Here is an 18321-nt window from a genome sequence, read left to right as displayed (position 1 = left end):
CGAGGTCGTCCGTTCGCACGACATCTCGTGGGGCGGACGGCAGGACCGATCGGCGGGCCGTGCGACGGGCTGCGAGAATGCCCGCATGCCTCTCATCCAGATCAGTCAGACGCCGGGCCTGTCCGACGAGCAGAAGGCCGAGGTGATCGCCGCGGTCACCCGCGCGTACGCCGAGGCATCGGGCAAGAATCCGTCGTCGGTGTGGGTGACGATCACCGAGGTGCCCCGCGAGAATTGGGGTGTGGGCGGAACTCCGCTCGGCTGAACCGACTCGGTCCACCCGAGGCCGTCCTCGCGTACCCCTTTCGCATCGGATGAGAATAGTGTTCTCTGTATCGAGAGCGCTATGTTCTGACGACGGGTGAAGGGGCACGCATGTTGTTGGATCCGAATCCGGATCAGGGGTTCTTCCGCGACACCACGGCACGGTTCCTCGCAGAGAAGGTGCCGCCGGACGGGATCCGCCGCCTCCGCGACGATCCGGACGGCTTCGCAGCCGACTACTGGCGCGCCGGAGCCGAACTCGGATGGACCGGTCTGCTCGTCGACGAGGACCACGGCGGAGGATCGCTGAGCGGTCTCGGTCTCGTCGATCTCACGCTGGTCGCGCATGAGTTCGGGCGTCACGCCGCCCCCGGCCCGCTGTGTCCGACGAACGTCGCCGCGGAGATGCTCGGCCGATACGGGAACGACCACGAGGAAGCGCTGGTGGCGCTGCTCGCCGGCAGCGCCACCGCAGCCTGGTGCCTGGACGAACCGCGCGCCGGCAGCCGGACCGCCACCGCGCCCGTCGAGATCCGGATCGACGGCGACGAGGTGGTCGTCACCGGCACCAAACGCCCCGTCGAAGCCGGTGCCACCGCCGAGCTCCTGCTCGTGACCGGTCGGACCGGTCAGGACGTGACGAACGTGCTCGTGCCCCGCCACACGGACGGAGTGACGGTCACACCACTGCAGTCGATCGACGTCACGCGGCGCTACGCCGCGGTCCACTTCGACGAGGTGCGCGTGCCGCTGAGCTCCGTCGTCGGCGAACCCGGCAGGGGAGCGGACGACGCCGCCCGCGCCCGGCGGGCCGCGCTCGTCATCTCCGCCGCCGAATCCGTCGGAGCGCTGCAAGCGGTCTTCGACCTCACCGTCGCGTGGGCGTTCGACCGCTATGCCTTCGGTCGCCCGCTCGCGTCCTATCAGGAACTCAAGCACCGGTTCGCCGACATGAAGACCTGGCTCGAGGCGAGTCATGCCATCGCCGACCGGGCGGCCGGAGCGGTCGCGACATCGAGCCCCGATGCGGACGAACTCCTCTGCGCCGCAAAGGCCTACATAGGGCAGTACGGCAGCGAGCTGGTACAGGACTGCATCCAGATCCACGGCGGGATCGGCGTGACCTACGAACACGATCTGCACCTCTATGCGCGACGCGCGGCCGCGAACCGCTCCGGCTTCGGCACCCCGGCCGAACATCGTGCCCGTCTCGCCGACATCGTCGAACTCCGGGAGGCATCCTGATGACCCTCGACACCTCGGACAGGACCGACGTGACCGAGACGCTCGACGAGTTCCGGGCGCGGGCACGGGCGTGGATCGACGCCAACCTGGACCGCTCCGACTCCGCGGCCTACATCGGGGTGCTCCGCCCCGAAGCGTCCGACGAGGAGGAACTGGCCCTCGTCCGGCGTGAGCGCGACATCCAGCGGGCAATGTTCGACGCGGGCTTCGCCGGCATCTGCTTTCCCCGCGAGTACGGCGGGCAGGGGTTGCCGCGCGCCTACCAGCAGGTGTTCGACGAGGAACTCGCCGGCTACGAATATCCGTCCCGCCTGCAGGTACCCACCTTCGTGCCGTGCGCCGCGGTGCTGCTCGAATTCGGGACCGAGGAACAGAAGCGCCGCCACATCCCCGCCATCCTGAAGGGCGAGGAACTGTGGATGCAGATGCTCTCCGAACCCAGCGGCGGATCCGACGTCGCCGCCGCCGTCACCACTGCGGTCCGCGACGGTGAGGACTGGATCCTCAACGGATCGAAGATCTGGACCACCGGTGCATGGTGGTCGGACTGGGCGCTGTGCCTGGCCCGCACCAACTGGGACGTCCCGAAGAACCGGGGTCTGACCGTCTTCATGGTGCCGCTGAAACAACCGTCGGTCGAGGTGCATCGCATCGAGATGCTCAGCGGCTCGAAGGAGTTCTGCCAGGAATTCCTGACCGACGTGCGTGTCCCCGACAGTGACCGGCTCGGCGAGGTCGACGACGGCTGGACCGTGGGCACCCGCTGGATGTTCCACGAACGCATGTACCGGAACTCGCCGTACACGACGATCCCGGCGGGGGTCTCGCGCGGCGCCTCGCGGATGCCCGAGCTGTTCGCCGTGGCCCGCGACGCCGGCCGGCTCGACGACCCGCTCGCCCGCGACCTGCTCGGGGAGGCGCGGATGCTCGAACTGGTCAAGCAGTCCCTCGAACAGCGGGTGTCCACGGGCGTGGCCACGCGGACCATGTCGGACCAGGCCGCGAGCATCGCCCGCCTGATGTCCGGTGTCGTGGAGAGCCGGCTCGTCACCATCGGCTACGAGTTCACCGATGCCAACGGTGCCGCCTGGGACGAGGCCGACGGAGCGGTCGCGCAACGTGGCGTCGACCATCTGATGCGGCAGGTGTGGTGCATCGCGGGCGGGACGACGGAGATGGCGCGCAACGCCATCAGCGAACGCGTGCTCGGCATGCCGCGTGAGCGCAGCCACGACCCGAACATCCCGTTCCGGGACGTGCCACGGAGCCGCCCCGCCACGTGACGGGCGCGGGAGGGCCGTGGGCCGGGTGAGGCGGCGGCTCACGCCTTGCCGATACCGCCGGCGATCCCCTCGTCGATCTGCTCGACCAGGGCGGAGCCCAGGCGCGCGAGCGCGCGCACCTGGTCGTCGTCGAGGCCGTCGAACACGAGCCTGCGCACCGCCTCGACGTGGCTCGGTGCCGCCTCGACGACGGTGTCGTAACCGGCATCGGTGAGCACGGCGTACGAACCGCGACTGCCCGGAACCGGTTCGCGTCGAACCCAGCCGCGCTTCTCGAGGCGCGTGACGACGTGCGAGAGCCGCGACAGCGACGCGTTGGCCTCGGCGGCGAGGGCGTTGAGACGCAGTCGGCGCTCGGGGTTCTCGGAGAGCAGTGCGAGGACGAAGTACTCGAAGTGCGTCATGTCGGAGTCGCGTTGCATCTGGGTGTCGAGCGCGGCCGGCAGTCGCGTGACGACGGAGACGAGCGCCCGCCAGGCGTTCTGCTGCGTCGGATCGAGCCACCGCGGGTCCTCGTTGCTCATGCCTGCTCCTCGCTCGTTCGGTCTCGCTGTCGCACCCGGCCGGGGAATGAACATGGCCGCGCGACGGGTTCTCCTCTATGATACTTGAAGCTTCAACTTGAGGGGATGTCATGACCATCGATTCCGCGACCACGCCCGCCCTGTACCTCAGTCACGGCGCCCCGCCGCTCGTCGACAGCGAACTGTGGGTGTCACAGCTGCAGCGCTGGGCAGCCGACCTGCCGCGACCCACAGCGATCCTCGTGGTCTCGGCGCACTGGGAATCCGCTCCACTGACCATCGGTTCGACGACCACCGGCACCCCGCTCGTGTACGACTTCGGGGGATTCCCGCGCCGTTTCTACGAGGTGACCTACACCAGCCCCGGCGCGCCCGGACTGGCCCGGCAGGTCGCGGCACTGATGCCCGACGACGAACCGGTCGTGCAGCAACCCCACCGCGGACTCGACCACGGTGCCTACGTGCCGCTGACCGTCATGTACCCGGATGCCGACATCCCGGTGCTGCAGATCTCCTTACCCACACTGGATCCGGAACGCCTGCTGCACCTGGGCACACGACTGCGGCCGCTGCGCGAGCAGGGTGTGCTCATCATCGGTTCCGGATTCACCACGCACGGTCTGCCCTTCCTGCGCGACCCGCGCCCCGAGGCGCCCGCACCGGGCTGGTCCGCGGAGTTCGACCACTGGACCGCCGAGCAGCTCGCGCGCGGCGACGTCGACGCGCTGCTCGACTTCCGGCACCGCGCACCGGGCATGCCCTACGCGCATCCGACGGTCGAGCACTTCGCCCCACTGTTCGTCACCCTCGGTGCCTCCGACGCTCCTGGCCACGGCATCGACCAGGTCGTCGACGGCTTCTGGATGGGCCTGGCCAAGCGCTCGTTCCAGGTCGCCTGACGGCGGCTGCAGAGCCGGACGAGGTCCCTGGGATGATGGGGCCCATGTCCGGCGAGCCCACCACCATTCCCGCAGCCACCACCGACTCCTCGGGTGGCGGCCGTTCCGATTCGACGACCACCCGCGAGCAGTTCCGCCAGCTGGCCGCCGAGCACCGCGTGGTCCCGGTGACCCGCAAGGTGCTCGCGGACGCGGAGACCCCGCTGTCGGCCTACCGCAAGCTCGCGGCCGACCGCCCCGGGACCTTCCTGCTCGAGTCGGCGGAGAACGGCCGGTCGTGGTCGCGGTGGTCGTTCATCGGCGCCGGGAGCCCGGCAGCGCTGACCGTCGTCGACGGCGACGCCGCCTGGTACGGCAACGTCCCGGCCGGCGCGCCCACGGGTGGCAACCCCGTCGACGTCCTCGGGGAGACCCTCCAGTTGCTCCACACCGATCGCATCCACGGACTGCCGCCCCTCACCAGCGGCATGGTCGGTTATCTCGGCTACGACGTCGTCCGTCATCTCGAGAAGCTGCCGACGCTCGCCGAGGACGATCTGCAGATCCCCGAGATGGTGATGCTGCTGGCCACCGACCTCGCGGCCGTCGACCACCACGAGGGCATGATCTGGCTCATCGCCAACGCCGTGAACTGGGACGGCTCCGACGAGCGCGTCGACGAGGCCTACGACGACGCCGTCGCCCGCCTCGACCGGATGACCGCGGCGCTCGCCGCGCCCGCGCCGGCCACCGTCGCGACCTACTCGCGGCCCGAACCCGACTACCGCCGTCAGCGCACCACCGAGTCGTTCTGCACGGACGTCCGCAAACTGATCGGCGACATCGAGGCCGGTGAGGCCTTCCAGGTGGTGCTCTCTCAGCGCTTCGAGATCGACTGCGACGCAGAGCCGATCGACGTCTACCGGATGCTCCGCGCGTCCAACCCCAGCCCGTACATGTTCCTGCTCCACATCCCCGGGCCGGACGGCGAGACGGCCTTCTCGATCGTCGGATCGAGCCCGGAGGCGCTCGTGACGGTCTCGGACGGGGTGGCCACCACCCATCCCATCGCCGGGACCCGGTGGCGCGGCGCGAACGAGGAGGAGGACATCCTGCTCGAGAAGGACCTCGTCCACGACGAGAAGGAGAACGCCGAGCACCTCATGCTCGTCGATCTCGGCCGCAACGATCTCGGCCGGGTGTGCACGCCGGGCACCGTCGAGGTGCACGACTACCGCCACATCGAGCGGTACAGCCACGTGATGCACCTCGTCTCCACGGTCACCGGGAGACTCGCGGAGGGCAAGCACGCCCTCGACGCCGTCACGGCGTGTTTCCCCGCCGGGACCCTGTCGGGGGCGCCGAAGGTGCGCGCGATGGAACTGATCGAGGAACTCGAACCCACCCGCCGTGGCATCTACGGCGGCATCGTCGGCTATCTCGATTTCGCGGGCGACGCCGACACCGCCATCGCGATCCGCTCCGCGCTCGTCAAGGACGGCGTCGCCTACGTGCAGGCGGGTGCCGGCATCGTCGCCGACTCCGATCCGGAGGCCGAGGACACCGAGGCCCGCAACAAGGCCATGTCCGCCCTCGCCGCAGTGGCCGCCGCGTCCACCCTCACCACCTACGGCGGTGACGCACGGTGACCGCGGAGACGCCGGATGCCGGCCCCACCACCGGACGCCGGCGCCGGCCGACCGTCATCGCCGCCCTGCTGCTCGGGGTCGGTGCAGCCCTGTTGTGGGCATCGAGCCGGATGACGTGGGTCACCGCCGTCTCGTCCGACGGACTCGGGATCGACCGCGTCGACGACCTCGAGGGTGGCCGCTGGGCGGCGGCACTGACCCCGCTCGCTCTCGTGCTGCTCGCGGCGGTCGCCGCCGTCTTCGCGGTGCGCGGACTCGCGCTGCGTCTCGTCTCGCTCGTGGTCGCGGTCGTCGCCGTCGCGGCCGCGATCCCCGCCGTCCGGTTGCTCACCGTCGACGCAGACCCCGAGACCGCGGCCGGTGTCGCCGCGCTGCCCGACCGCGCGACCGTGACCGCCGTCCAGACCTATCCGCTGCCGGCCGTCCTCGCGATCGTCGGCGCCGTCGCGGCCCTCGCTGCGGCGGTGACGCTGTGGCGCACCCCGCGCGAGGCGGCCGGACTGTCGTCGAAGTACGACGCCCCGGCAGCACGTCGCGAGGCGGTCGCCCGGCGCGCCGAGAACGACGAACCCCTGTCCGAACGCGGTCTGTGGGACGCACTGGATGCAGGTGAGGATCCCACGGACGACGGTGGCGAGGGTGATACGGACACCCGCCGGTGACCGCTGTAAACCACTTCACTACTCTTCTAGACAGATCCGATGAGCTTGATCACATCGGGATTGAGCAGGGTGGGAAAGGACTCGAGCCACGATGACAGTTCTCGATTCGATTCTCGAAGGAGTGCGAGCAGACGTCGCCGCCCGTGAGGCGGCCCTCGATCTCGCCTCCGTCAAGGCTGCGGCCGCGGCCGCGCCCCCGCCGATCGACGCCAAGGCCGCGCTGCGCGAACCGGGCATCGCGGTCATCGCCGAGGTCAAGCGCGCCAGCCCCTCGAAGGGTGCTCTCGCCGACATCGCCGATCCCGCCGAGCTCGCTGCAGCGTACGAGTCCGGAGGCGCTCGCGCCATCAGCGTTCTCACCGAGGAACGCCGATTCCACGGCAGCCTCGCCGATCTCGACGCAGTCCGTCGCGCTGTCCGCATTCCCGTGCTGCGCAAGGACTTCGTGGTCGGTCCCTACCAGATCCACGAGGCGAGGGCACACGGAGCCGACATCGTGCTCCTCATCGTCGCGGCACTCGAGCAGACCGTGCTGACGGCGCTGATCGACCGCGTCGAGTCGCTCGGCATGACCGCGCTGGTCGAGGCGCACACCGAAGAGGAGGCCGACCGCGCCCTCGAAGCCGGTGCCACCGTCATCGGGATCAACGCCCGCAACCTCAAGACCCTCGAGGTCGACAAGACGACCTTCTCGCGCATCGCGCCGGGCCTGCCCAGCAACGTGCTCAAGATCGCCGAGTCGGGTGTTCGCGGCCCGGCCGATCTGCTCGCGTACGCGGGCGCGGGCGCCGACGCGGTGCTCGTCGGAGAGGGACTGGTGACCAGTGGGGATCCGCGCCAGGCAGTCGCCGAACTGGTGACGGTGGGCACGCATCCGTCGTGCCCCAAGCCGGCACGCTGACCGTCCCGGCCGGTCCGGACCCCCACGTGATCCGCGTCGCGTGGTGGGGCAGACTGGACGCGTGACTGCAGACGATTCCGCACTTTCCGCCAAGGGCCGAGGGCTTCCTTCGATGAGCGAAGCCCTCGCCACTCCGACCGCGCACGAACCCGACGTCCGCGGCCATTTCGGAGTCTTCGGTGGCCGCTATGTGCCCGAGGCGCTCATGGCGGTGATCGAGGAGGTCACCGCTGCCTACGAGAAGGAACGCGTCGATCCCGGCTTCCTGGCCGAACTCGACCGCCTGCAGCGCGACTACACCGGACGCCCGTCTCCGGTCTACGAGGCCACCCGTCTGAGCGAACACGCCGGCGGAGCGCGCATCTTCCTCAAGCGCGAGGATCTCAACCACACCGGCTCACACAAGATCAACAACGTGCTCGGGCAGGTACTGCTCGCCAAGCGCATGGGTAAGACCCGCGTGATCGCCGAGACCGGCGCCGGCCAGCACGGCGTCGCCACCGCCACCGCATGCGCGCTGCTCGGTCTCGAATGCCGCGTCTACATGGGCGAGGTCGATACCGAACGGCAGGCCCTCAACGTCGCGCGCATGCGTCTGCTCGGCTCCGAGGTCATCGCCGCCAAGACCGGATCGCGCACCCTCAAGGACGCGATCAACGAGGCGATGCGCGACTGGGTCACCAACGCCGACAACACCTACTACTGCTTCGGCACCGCCGCCGGCCCGCATCCCTTCCCGGCGATGGTCCGCGACTTCCAGCGCATCATCGGCCTCGAAGCGCGCGCCCAGATCCGCGAGCTCACCGGTCGTCTGCCCGATGCCGTCGTCGCCTGCGTCGGTGGCGGATCGAACGCGATCGGCATCTTCCACCCGTTCATCGACGACCCGTCCGTCAAGCTCGTCGGCTGCGAGGCCGGGGGAGACGGGGTGGAGACCGGACGGCACGCCGCCACCATCGGCGGCGGCACCCACGGTGCCCTGCACGGCGCGTTCTCGTATCTGCTGCAGAACGAGGACGGCCAGACCATCGAATCGCATTCGATCTCCGCCGGTCTCGACTATCCCGGCGTCGGCCCCGAACATGCCTGGCTCGCCGACACCGGCCGGGCCGAGTACCGCGCCGTCACCGACAGCGAGGCCATGGAGGCCTTCGCGCTGCTGTGCCGCACCGAGGGCATCATCCCCGCCATCGAGTCGGCACACGCCGTCGCCGGTGCCGTCAGGCTCGGCCCCGAGCTCGGCAAGGGCGCCATCGTCCTGGTCAACCTCTCCGGCCGCGGGGACAAGGACGTCGACACCGCCGCCAAGTGGTTCGGCTACCTGCCGACCGACGAGTCCGCCGACCGGACCGGCACCGAAGGAGCAGCCCAGTGAGCGCCCCGCACGAACGCCTGACCGAGATCTTCGCGACCTGCCGCGCGGAGAACCGCGCCGCACTGGTCGGCTACCTGCCGGTCGGCTATCCCACCGTCGAGCGTTCCGTCGAGGCGATGAAGACCCTCGTCGAGGGCGGCTGCGATCTCATCGAGGTCGGCATCCCCTACAGCGACCCGGTCATGGACGGCACCACCATCCAGAACGCGGCGTTCGAGGCGATCGCCAACGGCGTCCGGGTCCGCGACGTCTTCCCGGCCGTCGAGGCGATCACCGCCGCCGGTGGCGCCGCGGTCGTGATGACCTACTGGAACCTCGTGCTCAAGTACGGCGTCGAGAACTTCGCCCGTGACCTCGCGGCCGCGGGTGGACTCGGCATCATCACCCCCGACCTCGTCCCGGACGAAGCGGAGGAATGGATCGCCGCGGCCGACAAGTACGGACTCGGCAGGATCTTCCTGGTCGCACCGTCGTCGACCAACGAGCGCCTCGCGACCACCCTCGACAAGTGCCGCGGCTTCGTCTACGCCACCTCGACCATGGGTGTCACCGGCGCCCGCGACAGCGTCGACAACCGCGCGCCGGAGATCGTCGCCCGGGTGCGCACGCACTCCGAGATCCCGGTCGGTGTCGGTCTCGGTGTGCGCAACGGTGCCCAGGCCGCGGAGATCGCGGGCTACGCAGACGGCGTGATCGTCGGCTCCGCGCTGGTCTCCGCCGTGGCCGAGGGACACGACGCGTTGCTCGCACTGACTCGGGATCTCGCGAAGGGCGTTCGCTCCGCTAACGTGCACTCGTGACATCCACTGCCTCTGTTCTGGCCTATCTGCCGAGTCCGCCGCAGGGCGTCTGGTATCTCGGACCCTTCGCCCTCCGCGCCTACGCCCTGTGCATCATCGTCGGGATCGTCGTGGCGATCTGGTGGGGCGACCGCCGCTGGGTCGCACGCGGCGGACAGGCCGGCACCGTCCTCGACATCGCCGTGTGGGCGGTGCCCTTCGGCCTGATCGGTGGGCGGCTCTACCACGTCGCCACCGACTGGCAGAAGTACTTCGGAGACGGCAACGACCCCGTCGACGCCCTGAAGATCTGGGAGGGCGGCCTCGGCATCTGGGGTGCGGTCGCCTTCGGTGCGCTCGGTGCGTGGATCGGGTGCCGTCGGCGGGGGATCCCGCTGCCGGCCTTCGGGGACGCCCTCGCGCCGGCGATCCTGCTGGCGCAGGCCATCGGACGCCTCGGCAACTGGTTCAACCAGGAACTCTACGGTCGCGAGACCACGGTGGCGTGGGGACTCGAGATCTACGAGCGGCGCAACGACGCGGGGCAGGTCGCGCCCGGGTTGGTCGACGGCGTGTCCACCGGCGAGGTGGCCTTCGTCGTGCACCCGACCTTCCTCTACGAGCTGCTGTGGAACCTCGCCGTCGTGCTGCTGCTGGTGTTCGTCGACCGGAAGTTCACGATCGGCCACGGACGCCTGTTCGCCCTCTACGTGGCCGGGTACTGCGCGGGCCGGTTCTGGATCGAGCTCATGCGCACCGACGCGGCGACCCAGATCGCGGGTATCCGGATCAACTCGTTCACCTCGGGCATCGTGTTCGTGCTCGCGGTCGCCTACTTCGTCCTCGCCCGCAAGGGTCGCGAGGACCCCGCGTCGCTGAACCCCGCCGCCGCGGGCGCCGGGGGAGAGTCGGCCGCACAGGGCGAGGGCGGGACGGGCGTCGAGTCGGACAGCTCGTCGTCCGCCGCCGGTAGAGTCGACGAAGCGACGTCCGGAGACAGCAAAGGGGATCACTCGTGACCACACAGGACCCGGGAACTTCGGGAGCATCCGATTCGGAGCCTGCCAAGCCGGAGCCTGCCAAGCCGGAGCCCGACACGACGGAGCCTGCCAAGCCCGACCTGACGAAGCGGAGCGAGTCCGCCTCCGGCGCCGACACGCCGGAGCGGTCCTCGGAGAGCGAGCACACCCCGCCTCCCGATCTCGGACGCGCGTTCGATTACGACGCCACCGCGCAGGCCTCGTTGTCCGCTCAACCGCCCACCCTCGACTCCCTCGGTGGTTCCACCGGCACTCCGGGACCGGGATGGGACACCTACTCGGGTGTCGGCAACGGACCGGGTTGGGGGACCACGCCCAGCTACCCGCCACCGGCCGAGCACGAGTCCGACTATCCGTCCCCGGGCGACTACCCTTACGGCGAGCATCAGGGCCGGCCCGAGACCGGCACCGGACCGGTCTACGGGACACCCGATCCGCACTACCCGATCGGGTCCCCGCAGCAGGACCCGTCGCAGGGCCGGTACACCGGTCCGCAGGGATCGCAGCAGCCGGGTTACGGTCCGCCGCCGCAGGGCGGGCAGGGTTACGGCCCGCTGCCGCAGAGCGGACAGGGATACGGTCCGCCGCCGCAGAGCGGACAGGGATACGGTCCGCCGCCCGGCTACGGGGTGATGCCCGCCTACGGCTACCCCGACCCGTCGAACCCGTACGGTCGCGACGCCGCAGCGCCCTTCGGGCGCGATCCCTACACCGGCGAGCCGTACTCCGACAAGAGCAAGGTCACCGCAGGTGTGCTGGAGATCCTGCTCGGCGCCTTCGGTGCCGGACGTTTCTATCTCGACCAGCCGAGTACGGCGGTCGCGCAGATCGCCGTCACGTGGCTCACCTGCGGTATCGGGGGCATCTGGCCGCTGATCGACGGCATCCTCATGCTCACCGGCAAGGTCCGCGACAAGAACGGACGCCAGCTCCGTCCGTGACATCCCGACGTCTCCGTCCCATCGGCACCCCGGCGACACGCACCGGGGTGCTGGGATGGAGGGTCGCAGGCTCGGAGGCTAGGCTCGAAGCGTGACCCGACGCACCAAGATCGTTTGCACTATGGGGCCGGCCACCGCCGACCCCGATGTCCTGCGGAATCTCGTCGACGCCGGAATGGACGTCGCCCGCCTGAATTTCAGCCACGGTGAACACGCCGACCACGAGGGCCACTACAACCGGGTCCGCGCTGCGTCGGAGGCCTCCGGGCACGCCGTCGGCATCCTCGCCGATCTCCAGGGGCCGAAGATCCGGCTCGGACGATTCGCCGAGGACCGCACCGTGTGGGAACACGGTGAAGTGGTCCGCATCACCGTCGACGACGTGGTCGGAGACCACGACCGCGTCTCGACCACCTACAAGGAACTCGCCCAGGACGCCGTCGCCGGCGACCGGTTGCTCGTCGACGACGGCAAGGTCGGTCTCGTCGTCGAGGCGGTCGAGGGCAACGACGTCGTCTGCCGCGTCATCGAGGGCGGACCCGTCAGCAACAACAAGGGTGTCTCCCTGCCGGGGATGAACGTCTCCGTTCCGGCCATGTCGGAGAAGGACATCGAGGATCTCGAGTTCGCCCTGCGTCTCGGTGTCGACTTCATCGCCCTGTCGTTCGTGCGGTCACCGGCCGACGTCGAACTCGTTCACGAGGTCATGGACCGCGTCGGGCGGCACGTGCCGGTGATCGCCAAGCTCGAGAAGCCCGAGGCCGTCGAGAATCTCGAGGCCGTGGTCCTCGCCTTCGACGCGGTCATGGTGGCGCGCGGCGACCTCGGCGTCGAACTTCCGCTCGAGGAAGTACCACTCGTGCAGAAGCGCGCGATCCAGATCGCACGCGAGAACGCCAAGCCCGTCATCGTCGCGACGCAGATGCTCGAATCGATGATCGAGAACTCGCGTCCCACTCGCGCCGAGGCCTCCGACGTGGCCAACGCCGTGCTCGACGGCACCGACGCCGTGATGCTCTCGGGCGAGACCTCCGTCGGCAAGTTCCCCGTCGAAACGGTCCGCACGATGGCGCGCATCATCGCCGCCGTCGAGTCGGATTCGACGGAAGTACCTGCGCTGACGCACGTTCCGCGCACCAAGCGCGGTGTCATCTCGTACGCCGCCCGCGACATCGGCGAGCGTCTCGACGCCAAGGCGCTCGTCGCGTTCACCCAGTCGGGCGACACCGTGCGACGACTCGCACGGCTGCACACCCCGCTGCCGCTGCTCGCGTTCACGCCCGTCCCGCACATCCGCAACCAGCTGGCGCTGACGTGGGGCACCGAGACCTTCTCGGTCGAGCCGGTCGACACCACCGACCAGATGGTCGAACAGGTCGACGCGGCGTTGCTGTCGCTGGGCCGGTACCAGCGCGGCGACCTCGTGGTGATCGTCGCCGGAGCGCCTCCGGGACGCTCGGGTTCGACCAACCTCATCCACGTGCACCGGTTGGGTGAGAAAGACACCCGGTGACACTGTCGGACACAACGGATCTCGACGTTCTCCTCGGACTGCTCGACCTGGAGCAGGTCGAGGAGAACGTCTTCCGTGGCGGTCATCCCGCACAGGTCGGCAGCCGCACCTTCGGCGGTCAACTCGTCGCGCAGGCGCTCATCGCGGCCGGGCGCACCGTCGGTGATCGACCCGTGCACGCGATCAACGCCCATTTCATCCGGGGCGGCGACGTCAAGCGGCCCATCGACTACCACGTCGTCACCCACCGCGACGGCCGCGACTTCGCGAACAGGATGGTCACCGCGTACCAGGACGACCAGGAACTGTTCGTCATGCTCGCCGCCTTCCAGCGGTGGGGCAAGGGCCTCGAGCACTCGGTGACCGTTCCCGATGTTCCGCTGCCCGAAGCACTTCCGCCGATCGGCGAACGTCTGCGTGGCTTCGAGGAGCAGTTGCCGCATTTCGTCGGCGCACTCAAGCCGATCGACATGCGGTACGCCAACGACCCCGCCTGGGTGTTGCGGGGAACGGGGGAGAAGCTCGGCCACAACCGCGTGTGGATGCGCGCCGACGGGCAACTACCCGACGCTCCGCTGCTCCACGTCGCCACGCTGGCCTACGCGTCCGACACGACCGTCCTCGACTCGATCCTCACCACGCACGGCCTCTCGTGGGGACTCGACCGGATCGTAGCTGCGACGGTCAACCATTCGATCTGGTTCCACCGTCCGCTCCGCTTCGACGAATGGCACCTGTACGCCACGGAATCTCCGGTGGCGGCCGGTTCTCGCGGGATGGCGACGGGCCGCTACTTCACCATCGAGGGCGAACTCGTCGCCACCGTCGTGCAGGAAGGGCTCATCCGTCACTTCCCGCCGCGTCGTCCGTCGGGGAGCTGATCGGCCGATCGGTCGAGGGCGGCCGACAACGCGCGCATGCCCTCCACGATCCGCGCCAGGTTCTCGGATCCGGTCTCCTCGCACAGTGCCCGCGCGGCGTCGGTGTGGGCGGGGCCGATGGCACGGATCGCGTCGCGGCCGGCCGGTGTCATCGCGACGAGCTTGGCGCGACGGTGCGCCGGATTGGGGCGGTACTCCGCCAGGCCCTTGTCGACGAGGAGATCGGCGATGCGCTGCACGCTCTGCCGGGTGATGCCCATCTCGCGGGCGATCGCGGACACCGGCAGCGGAGCGGGGGAGACCGCGCCGAGGACCTGCCACCAGGCCGCGGTCAGGCCCACCGGACGCGCCAGGGTCTCGGCCAGCGCGAGAAACTGGCCGTTGAGCCGGAAGGCCGTCAGTGCGGCCGCGCTGAGCAGTTCGGCCTCGGCCGGGTGCTGCTCGGCCGCGTTCGGTTCTGTCACGAGCCGGATGACATGAGCTCGTAGTAGCCGCGCGGGTCGCGCTCGCCGTAGAGGGCGTACCAGGCGTCGAGCACGCGCGGTTCGTAGATGTCGAGGCGGGCGAGGATCGCGCGGGCGAAGTCGACGGGGGCGATGCCGCTCGCGGTGATGAGATCACCGTCCGTGACCGCGGGTTCGTCCCGGTACAGATCGGCGCCCCCGTAGCCGATGCCCTGCAGGAATTCGAGAGCGTTGCTCGTGTGCGGTCGCTCGTCGAGCAGGCCGGCTGCCGCGAGCGCCCCGGTCGCGCCGCAGATCGCAGCCACCGGAACGCCGGCGTCGAGGAACTGCCGGGTCTTGTCGACGAAGGGGGCGTAGGCGTCGGTCGGCCAGATGTCGTTGCCCGCGAGGATCAGCATCGCGCTGTTCTCCGGCGTCACGTCCGCGAGCACGGTGTCGGGGAGGATGCGGAGTCCGCCCTTCGTCGTGACCGGTTCCGGCGTGGCTCCGACCGTGCGGACGCGATACCGGCCGGGACTGCGCTGCCATTCCGGATCTGCGATGTGCGGCGTGACGTATCCGATCTCCCAGTCCGCCAGGGTGTCGTACACGGCGACGTGAACTGTTTCGGTCATGACAGCATACTGGCAAAGAAGCAGCATGCTGTCAATGGTGTCGAATCGTCGATCCAGGGTGATTTGCCGGGTGGTCGCGGAGGCGATTAGCCTTGATCAGGACCACGTCGTGGCACTGTCGTCGAAGGTCGCATGCGACCTCATCGGAGGAGAACATGGGCAACACCCACACGCAGACTGTGAGCACACGCGCTCGACGCGCCGTGGCTCCTGCGTGTTGTCGTTGCCGCTGATCGTCCCCTGTCCGGGGCTGCTCGCACTGCTCTCACGATTCCCCTGAGTCCGCTGTGACCGACGATCCGGCGGTGACCGGGAATTCCTCGCATCCGATGCGGTTCGAAAGGCACATCATGTCCGATTCGACGGTATTGCCCGTCATCGATCTGTCCGATCTCGACGGCGACGAAACAACGCGCAACGCCCTGCTCGATCGTCTTCGGGAGGCCACCCACGAGATCGGGTTCTTCCATCTCGCCGGTCACGGGATCGATCCCGCGCTCGCCGACGAACTCGTCGCGGCGGCCCGCGAGTTCTTCGCCCTCCCCGAGGCGGACAAGCTCGCGATCGAGAACATCCGCTCACCCCACTTCCGCGGCTATACCCGTGTCGGCGGCGAACGCACCCAGGGCTACGTCGACTGGCGCGAACAACTCGACATCGGCCCGGAACGCGACGCCGTCGCCGAGATCGACCCCGACCGCCCCTGGGAGGTGCTGCACGGCCCCAATCTGTGGCCCGAGCAGGTCCCCCGACTGCGTGAACTGGCCCTGCGCTGGATCGACGAGGCCGGCGACGTCGGGCGCCGACTGCTCGGCGCATGGGCCGAGTCCCTCGGCGCCCCCGCCGATCACTTCGAGGATGCCTTCGCCGATCCCGACCCGCTGCTGAAGATCGCACGGTATCCCGGCCACGACCGCTCGGTCACCGATCAGGGAGTCGGCAGCCACAAGGACGTCGGCGCGCTCACGTTGCTCTACCCCGAACCCGGCAGCACCGGATTCCAGGTCGAAGGCGACGGCCGGTGGGTCGACATCGACCCGCTCCCAGGGCATTTCATCGTCAACATCGGCGAACTCCTCGAGGTCGCCACCGGCGGTTACCTTCAGGCGACCGTCCACCGCGTGCTGCCGCCCCCGGCGGGCACCGACCGCGTGTCGCTGCCCTTCTTCCTCAATCCCGGTCTCGACCGCGAACTCCCACCGGTGGAGCTGCCCGCGGACCTCGCCGCGGTCGCCCGTGGCGTGGGCCCCGACGCGCACGGCGGCACGCTGCACGCCGTCTACGGCCTCAACGCACTCAAGTCCCGCCTGCGGGCACACCCGAACGTGGCGGAGCGTTTTCACGCGGATCTCCTCGCCCGCTTCGCCGCACCCCGATAATCGATCTGTCCGTCCCGCATGTCCAACGTCCCCGCATTTCCAACGGAAGGTATCCACCCGATGTCACTGCGTCGTATCGTCGTCGCGTCCGCCGCGCTCGCCCTCGCTGCGGGCCTCGCGGCCTGCTCGTCGTCCGAAGGGGACGACACCACCCTCCGGATCTCGGCGTCGTCCACCCCGCACGTCGAGATCCTCGACCAGATCGTGAGCACCGGGGCGCTGGGCGACTACGAACTCGACATCGTCGAGATCACCGGTGAGGTCGATCCCAACGAACTGCTCGAGGCCGGCGACGTCGACGCGAACTTCTTCCAGCACGAGCCCTACCTGACGGACTGGCAGAAACAGAAGGGTGTCGACGACCTCGTCGCCGTCGCCGACGTGCATCTCGAGCCCATCGGGCTCTACTCGAACAAGATCGCCTCGCTCGACGAGTTGAAGGACGGCGACACCGTCGCCGTGCCGCGCGACACCACCAACTACGCCCGCGCGCTGTACCTGCTCGAATCGGCCGGTCTGCTCGAGATGGACGTGCCGTTCGAGGAGGCCGACCTGTCGGTGGTCACCGAATCGAACATCACCGCCAACCCGAAGAACCTCAACCTGGTCGGCATCGAGCGTCCGCAGCTCGCCCGTCAGCTCGACGACGCACAGATCACCGCCGCCGTGATCAATTCCAACTACGCGCTCGAAGCCGGACTGAACCCGGCCGAGGACGCCATCGTCACCGAAGAGGTCGAGGACAACCCCTTCTCCAACCTGCTCGTCGTGCGGGCCGAGAACGAGAACGACCCGGCCGTGACCGCCCTGGCCGAGGCCCTCGAGTCGCCCGAGACGGCTGCCTGGATCGAGGAGACCTACTCCGGCGCCGTGCTGCCGGTCCACCCGACGAACTGATGATCGTCGTCGAGAACCTCGTCAAGACCTTCCCCGGAGCCGGACGCTCCGGGGAGGTCGCGGCGCTGCGAGGGGTGTCGCTCGAGATCCCGGACGGCGAGATCTACGGCATCGTGGGTCCGTCCGGATCCGGCAAGTCCACGCTGCTGCGCTGCCTGAACCTGCTCGAGCGGCCCACCTCGGGACGGATCCTGCTCGGTAAGGACGACCTGTCGACCCTGTCCGGTGCGGAACTGCGCGCGGCCCGTCGACGGATCGGGACGGTCTTCCAGCAGTTCAACCTGCTGCACTCGCGCACCGTGATCCGGAACGTCGAGTTCCCCCTCGAAGTGGCCGGGATCGGCAAGGAACAGCGCCGCACGCGGGCGCTCGAGCTGCTCGATCTCGTCGGCCTGGCCGGAAAGGGGGAGAGCTACCCCTCGCAGTTGTCCGGTGGTCAGCAGCAGCGCGTGGGCATCGCCCGCGCACTCGCCGCAGAACCCGAGGTGCTGCTGTGCGACGAGGCGACGAGCGCCCTGGACCCGGACACCACCGATCAGGTCCTCGATCTGGTCGCCGAGGTGAACAGACGACTCGGTGTCACGGTCGTGGTGATCACCCACGAACTCGGGGTGCTGCGCCGGATCTGCAGCTCGGCCGCTCGGCTCGATGCCGGACAGGTGGTCGAGACGGGCCGGATCGTCGATCTCGTCGCCGATCCCGAGTCGGCGCTCGGGCACGCGCTCGTCCCGGTCGGCACCGACCCGTCGACGGGTTCTGGTGCCGACACGGCTCTGGTCACCGCGATCGGTGATGCCGCGCACGGTCCGTGGCTCGCGGAGATGATCCGCGCGATCGACGCCGACATCGCTGTGGTCGGTGGCCGGGTCGAACAGGTCGGCAGCGTCACCGTGGGCCGGATGCGCCTGCGGTTCACGGCGGGCACCGAGCGGGCACTCATCGAGGGCTTCGTGGCCGAACGCCCGTATCTGAGCCTGGCGTGGGGGACGGAAGCCGAACTGGAGGGACTCACGGAATGACGGTGCAGGCGCG

General features: G+C 69.3%; 19 protein-coding genes. 16 read left to right on the top strand and 3 right to left on the bottom strand.

Annotation, left to right across the window (positions count from 1 at the left end):
• Positions 1–85: 85 nt before the first annotated feature.
• From ACWPOC_RS15450 to ACWPOC_RS15440, 3 genes are all read left to right on the top strand, one after another.
• Positions 86–265, top strand: a complete 180-nt coding sequence (locus tag ACWPOC_RS15450) for a tautomerase family protein (RefSeq protein WP_060652983.1) — start codon at positions 86–88, stop codon at positions 263–265.
• A 110-nt stretch (positions 266–375) separates the two neighbouring features.
• Positions 376–1509 carry an acyl-CoA dehydrogenase gene (locus ACWPOC_RS15445; protein ID WP_120283127.1) on the top strand — a complete coding sequence of 378 codons (1134 nt, stop codon included), beginning with the start codon at positions 376–378 and terminating at the stop codon, positions 1507–1509.
• Positions 1509–2792, top strand: a complete 1284-nt coding sequence (locus ACWPOC_RS15440) for an acyl-CoA dehydrogenase family protein (RefSeq protein ID WP_120283126.1) — start codon at positions 1509–1511, stop codon at positions 2790–2792. Before ACWPOC_RS15445 ends, ACWPOC_RS15440 begins: the two co-directional genes overlap by 1 nt.
• Positions 2793–2830: 38 nt before the next feature.
• Here ACWPOC_RS15440 and ACWPOC_RS15435 read toward each other — a convergent pair whose 3' ends face one another.
• Positions 2831–3316, bottom strand: a complete 486-nt coding sequence (locus ACWPOC_RS15435; RefSeq protein ID WP_120283125.1) for a MarR family winged helix-turn-helix transcriptional regulator — start codon at positions 3314–3316, stop codon at positions 2831–2833.
• A gap of 110 nt (positions 3317–3426) precedes the next feature.
• Between ACWPOC_RS15435 and ACWPOC_RS15430 the strand changes: the two genes are divergently transcribed.
• From ACWPOC_RS15430 to ACWPOC_RS15385, 10 genes are all read left to right on the top strand, one after another.
• Positions 3427–4215 carry a DODA-type extradiol aromatic ring-opening family dioxygenase gene (locus tag ACWPOC_RS15430; protein ID WP_120283124.1) on the top strand — a complete coding sequence of 263 codons (789 nt, stop codon included), beginning with the start codon at positions 3427–3429 and terminating at the stop codon, positions 4213–4215.
• 44 nt (positions 4216–4259) lie between these two features.
• Positions 4260–5843, top strand: a complete 1584-nt coding sequence (locus ACWPOC_RS15425; protein WP_024101208.1) for an anthranilate synthase component I — start codon at positions 4260–4262, stop codon at positions 5841–5843.
• Entirely contained in the window at positions 5840–6505 is a 666-nt protein-coding gene (locus ACWPOC_RS15420; protein ID WP_120283122.1) for a TIGR02234 family membrane protein, read from the top strand. The genes ACWPOC_RS15425 and ACWPOC_RS15420 overlap by 4 nt, the downstream gene beginning before the upstream one ends.
• A gap of 91 nt (positions 6506–6596) precedes the next feature.
• The gene (gene trpC / locus ACWPOC_RS15415; protein ID WP_016696041.1) at positions 6597–7406 is read left to right on the top strand and encodes an indole-3-glycerol phosphate synthase TrpC; all 810 of its coding nucleotides are present in this window, start codon (positions 6597–6599) and stop codon (positions 7404–7406) included.
• Positions 7407–7518: 112 nt separating this feature from the next.
• Complete coding sequence (trpB, locus tag ACWPOC_RS15410; protein ID WP_088898416.1) at positions 7519–8781, top strand: tryptophan synthase subunit beta; 1263 nt, start codon at positions 7519–7521, stop codon at positions 8779–8781.
• Positions 8778–9581 carry a tryptophan synthase subunit alpha gene (trpA, locus tag ACWPOC_RS15405; RefSeq protein ID WP_060652878.1) on the top strand — a complete coding sequence of 268 codons (804 nt, stop codon included), beginning with the start codon at positions 8778–8780 and terminating at the stop codon, positions 9579–9581. Before trpB ends, trpA begins: the two co-directional genes overlap by 4 nt.
• Complete coding sequence (gene lgt / locus ACWPOC_RS15400) at positions 9578–10579, top strand: prolipoprotein diacylglyceryl transferase (protein ID WP_120283121.1); 1002 nt, start codon at positions 9578–9580, stop codon at positions 10577–10579. Before trpA ends, lgt begins: the two co-directional genes overlap by 4 nt.
• Positions 10576–11541 carry an NINE protein gene (locus ACWPOC_RS15395; protein ID WP_455408933.1) on the top strand — a complete coding sequence of 322 codons (966 nt, stop codon included), beginning with the start codon at positions 10576–10578 and terminating at the stop codon, positions 11539–11541. Before lgt ends, ACWPOC_RS15395 begins: the two co-directional genes overlap by 4 nt.
• Before the next feature lie 91 nt (positions 11542–11632).
• The gene (gene pyk, locus ACWPOC_RS15390; RefSeq protein ID WP_060652879.1) at positions 11633–13054 is read left to right on the top strand and encodes a pyruvate kinase; all 1422 of its coding nucleotides are present in this window, start codon (positions 11633–11635) and stop codon (positions 13052–13054) included.
• Positions 13051–13935: an acyl-CoA thioesterase II gene (locus ACWPOC_RS15385; protein WP_060652880.1), complete on the top strand. Its 885-nt coding sequence runs from the start codon at positions 13051–13053 to the stop codon at positions 13933–13935. The genes pyk and ACWPOC_RS15385 overlap by 4 nt, the downstream gene beginning before the upstream one ends.
• On the opposite strand, the gene ACWPOC_RS15380 is transcribed toward ACWPOC_RS15385, so the two are convergent.
• Entirely contained in the window at positions 13902–14399 is a 498-nt protein-coding gene (locus ACWPOC_RS15380) for a MarR family winged helix-turn-helix transcriptional regulator (RefSeq protein ID WP_120283117.1), read from the bottom strand. The genes ACWPOC_RS15385 and ACWPOC_RS15380 overlap by 34 nt on opposite strands.
• The gene (locus ACWPOC_RS15375; protein ID WP_183070718.1) at positions 14396–15013 is read right to left on the bottom strand and encodes a DJ-1/PfpI family protein; all 618 of its coding nucleotides are present in this window, start codon (positions 15011–15013) and stop codon (positions 14396–14398) included. Before ACWPOC_RS15375 ends, ACWPOC_RS15380 begins: the two co-directional genes overlap by 4 nt.
• 350 nt (positions 15014–15363) lie before the next feature.
• Between ACWPOC_RS15375 and ACWPOC_RS15370 the strand changes: the two genes are divergently transcribed.
• From ACWPOC_RS15370 to ACWPOC_RS15360, 3 genes are read left to right on the top strand one after another with little or no spacing between them, the layout of a single operon-like run.
• Positions 15364–16392, top strand: a complete 1029-nt coding sequence (locus ACWPOC_RS15370; protein ID WP_120284359.1) for a 2-oxoglutarate and iron-dependent oxygenase domain-containing protein — start codon at positions 15364–15366, stop codon at positions 16390–16392.
• 60 nt (positions 16393–16452) lie between these two features.
• Positions 16453–17289: a MetQ/NlpA family ABC transporter substrate-binding protein gene (locus ACWPOC_RS15365; protein WP_120283112.1), complete on the top strand. Its 837-nt coding sequence runs from the start codon at positions 16453–16455 to the stop codon at positions 17287–17289.
• The gene (locus ACWPOC_RS15360) at positions 17289–18308 is read left to right on the top strand and encodes a methionine ABC transporter ATP-binding protein (RefSeq protein ID WP_120283110.1); all 1020 of its coding nucleotides are present in this window, start codon (positions 17289–17291) and stop codon (positions 18306–18308) included. The genes ACWPOC_RS15365 and ACWPOC_RS15360 overlap by 1 nt, the downstream gene beginning before the upstream one ends.
• Positions 18309–18321: the final 13 nt, after the last annotated feature.

The organism is Rhodococcus sp. 5G237 (assembly GCF_053764735.1).
This window is presented reverse-complemented; position numbering and strand designations above follow the sequence as displayed.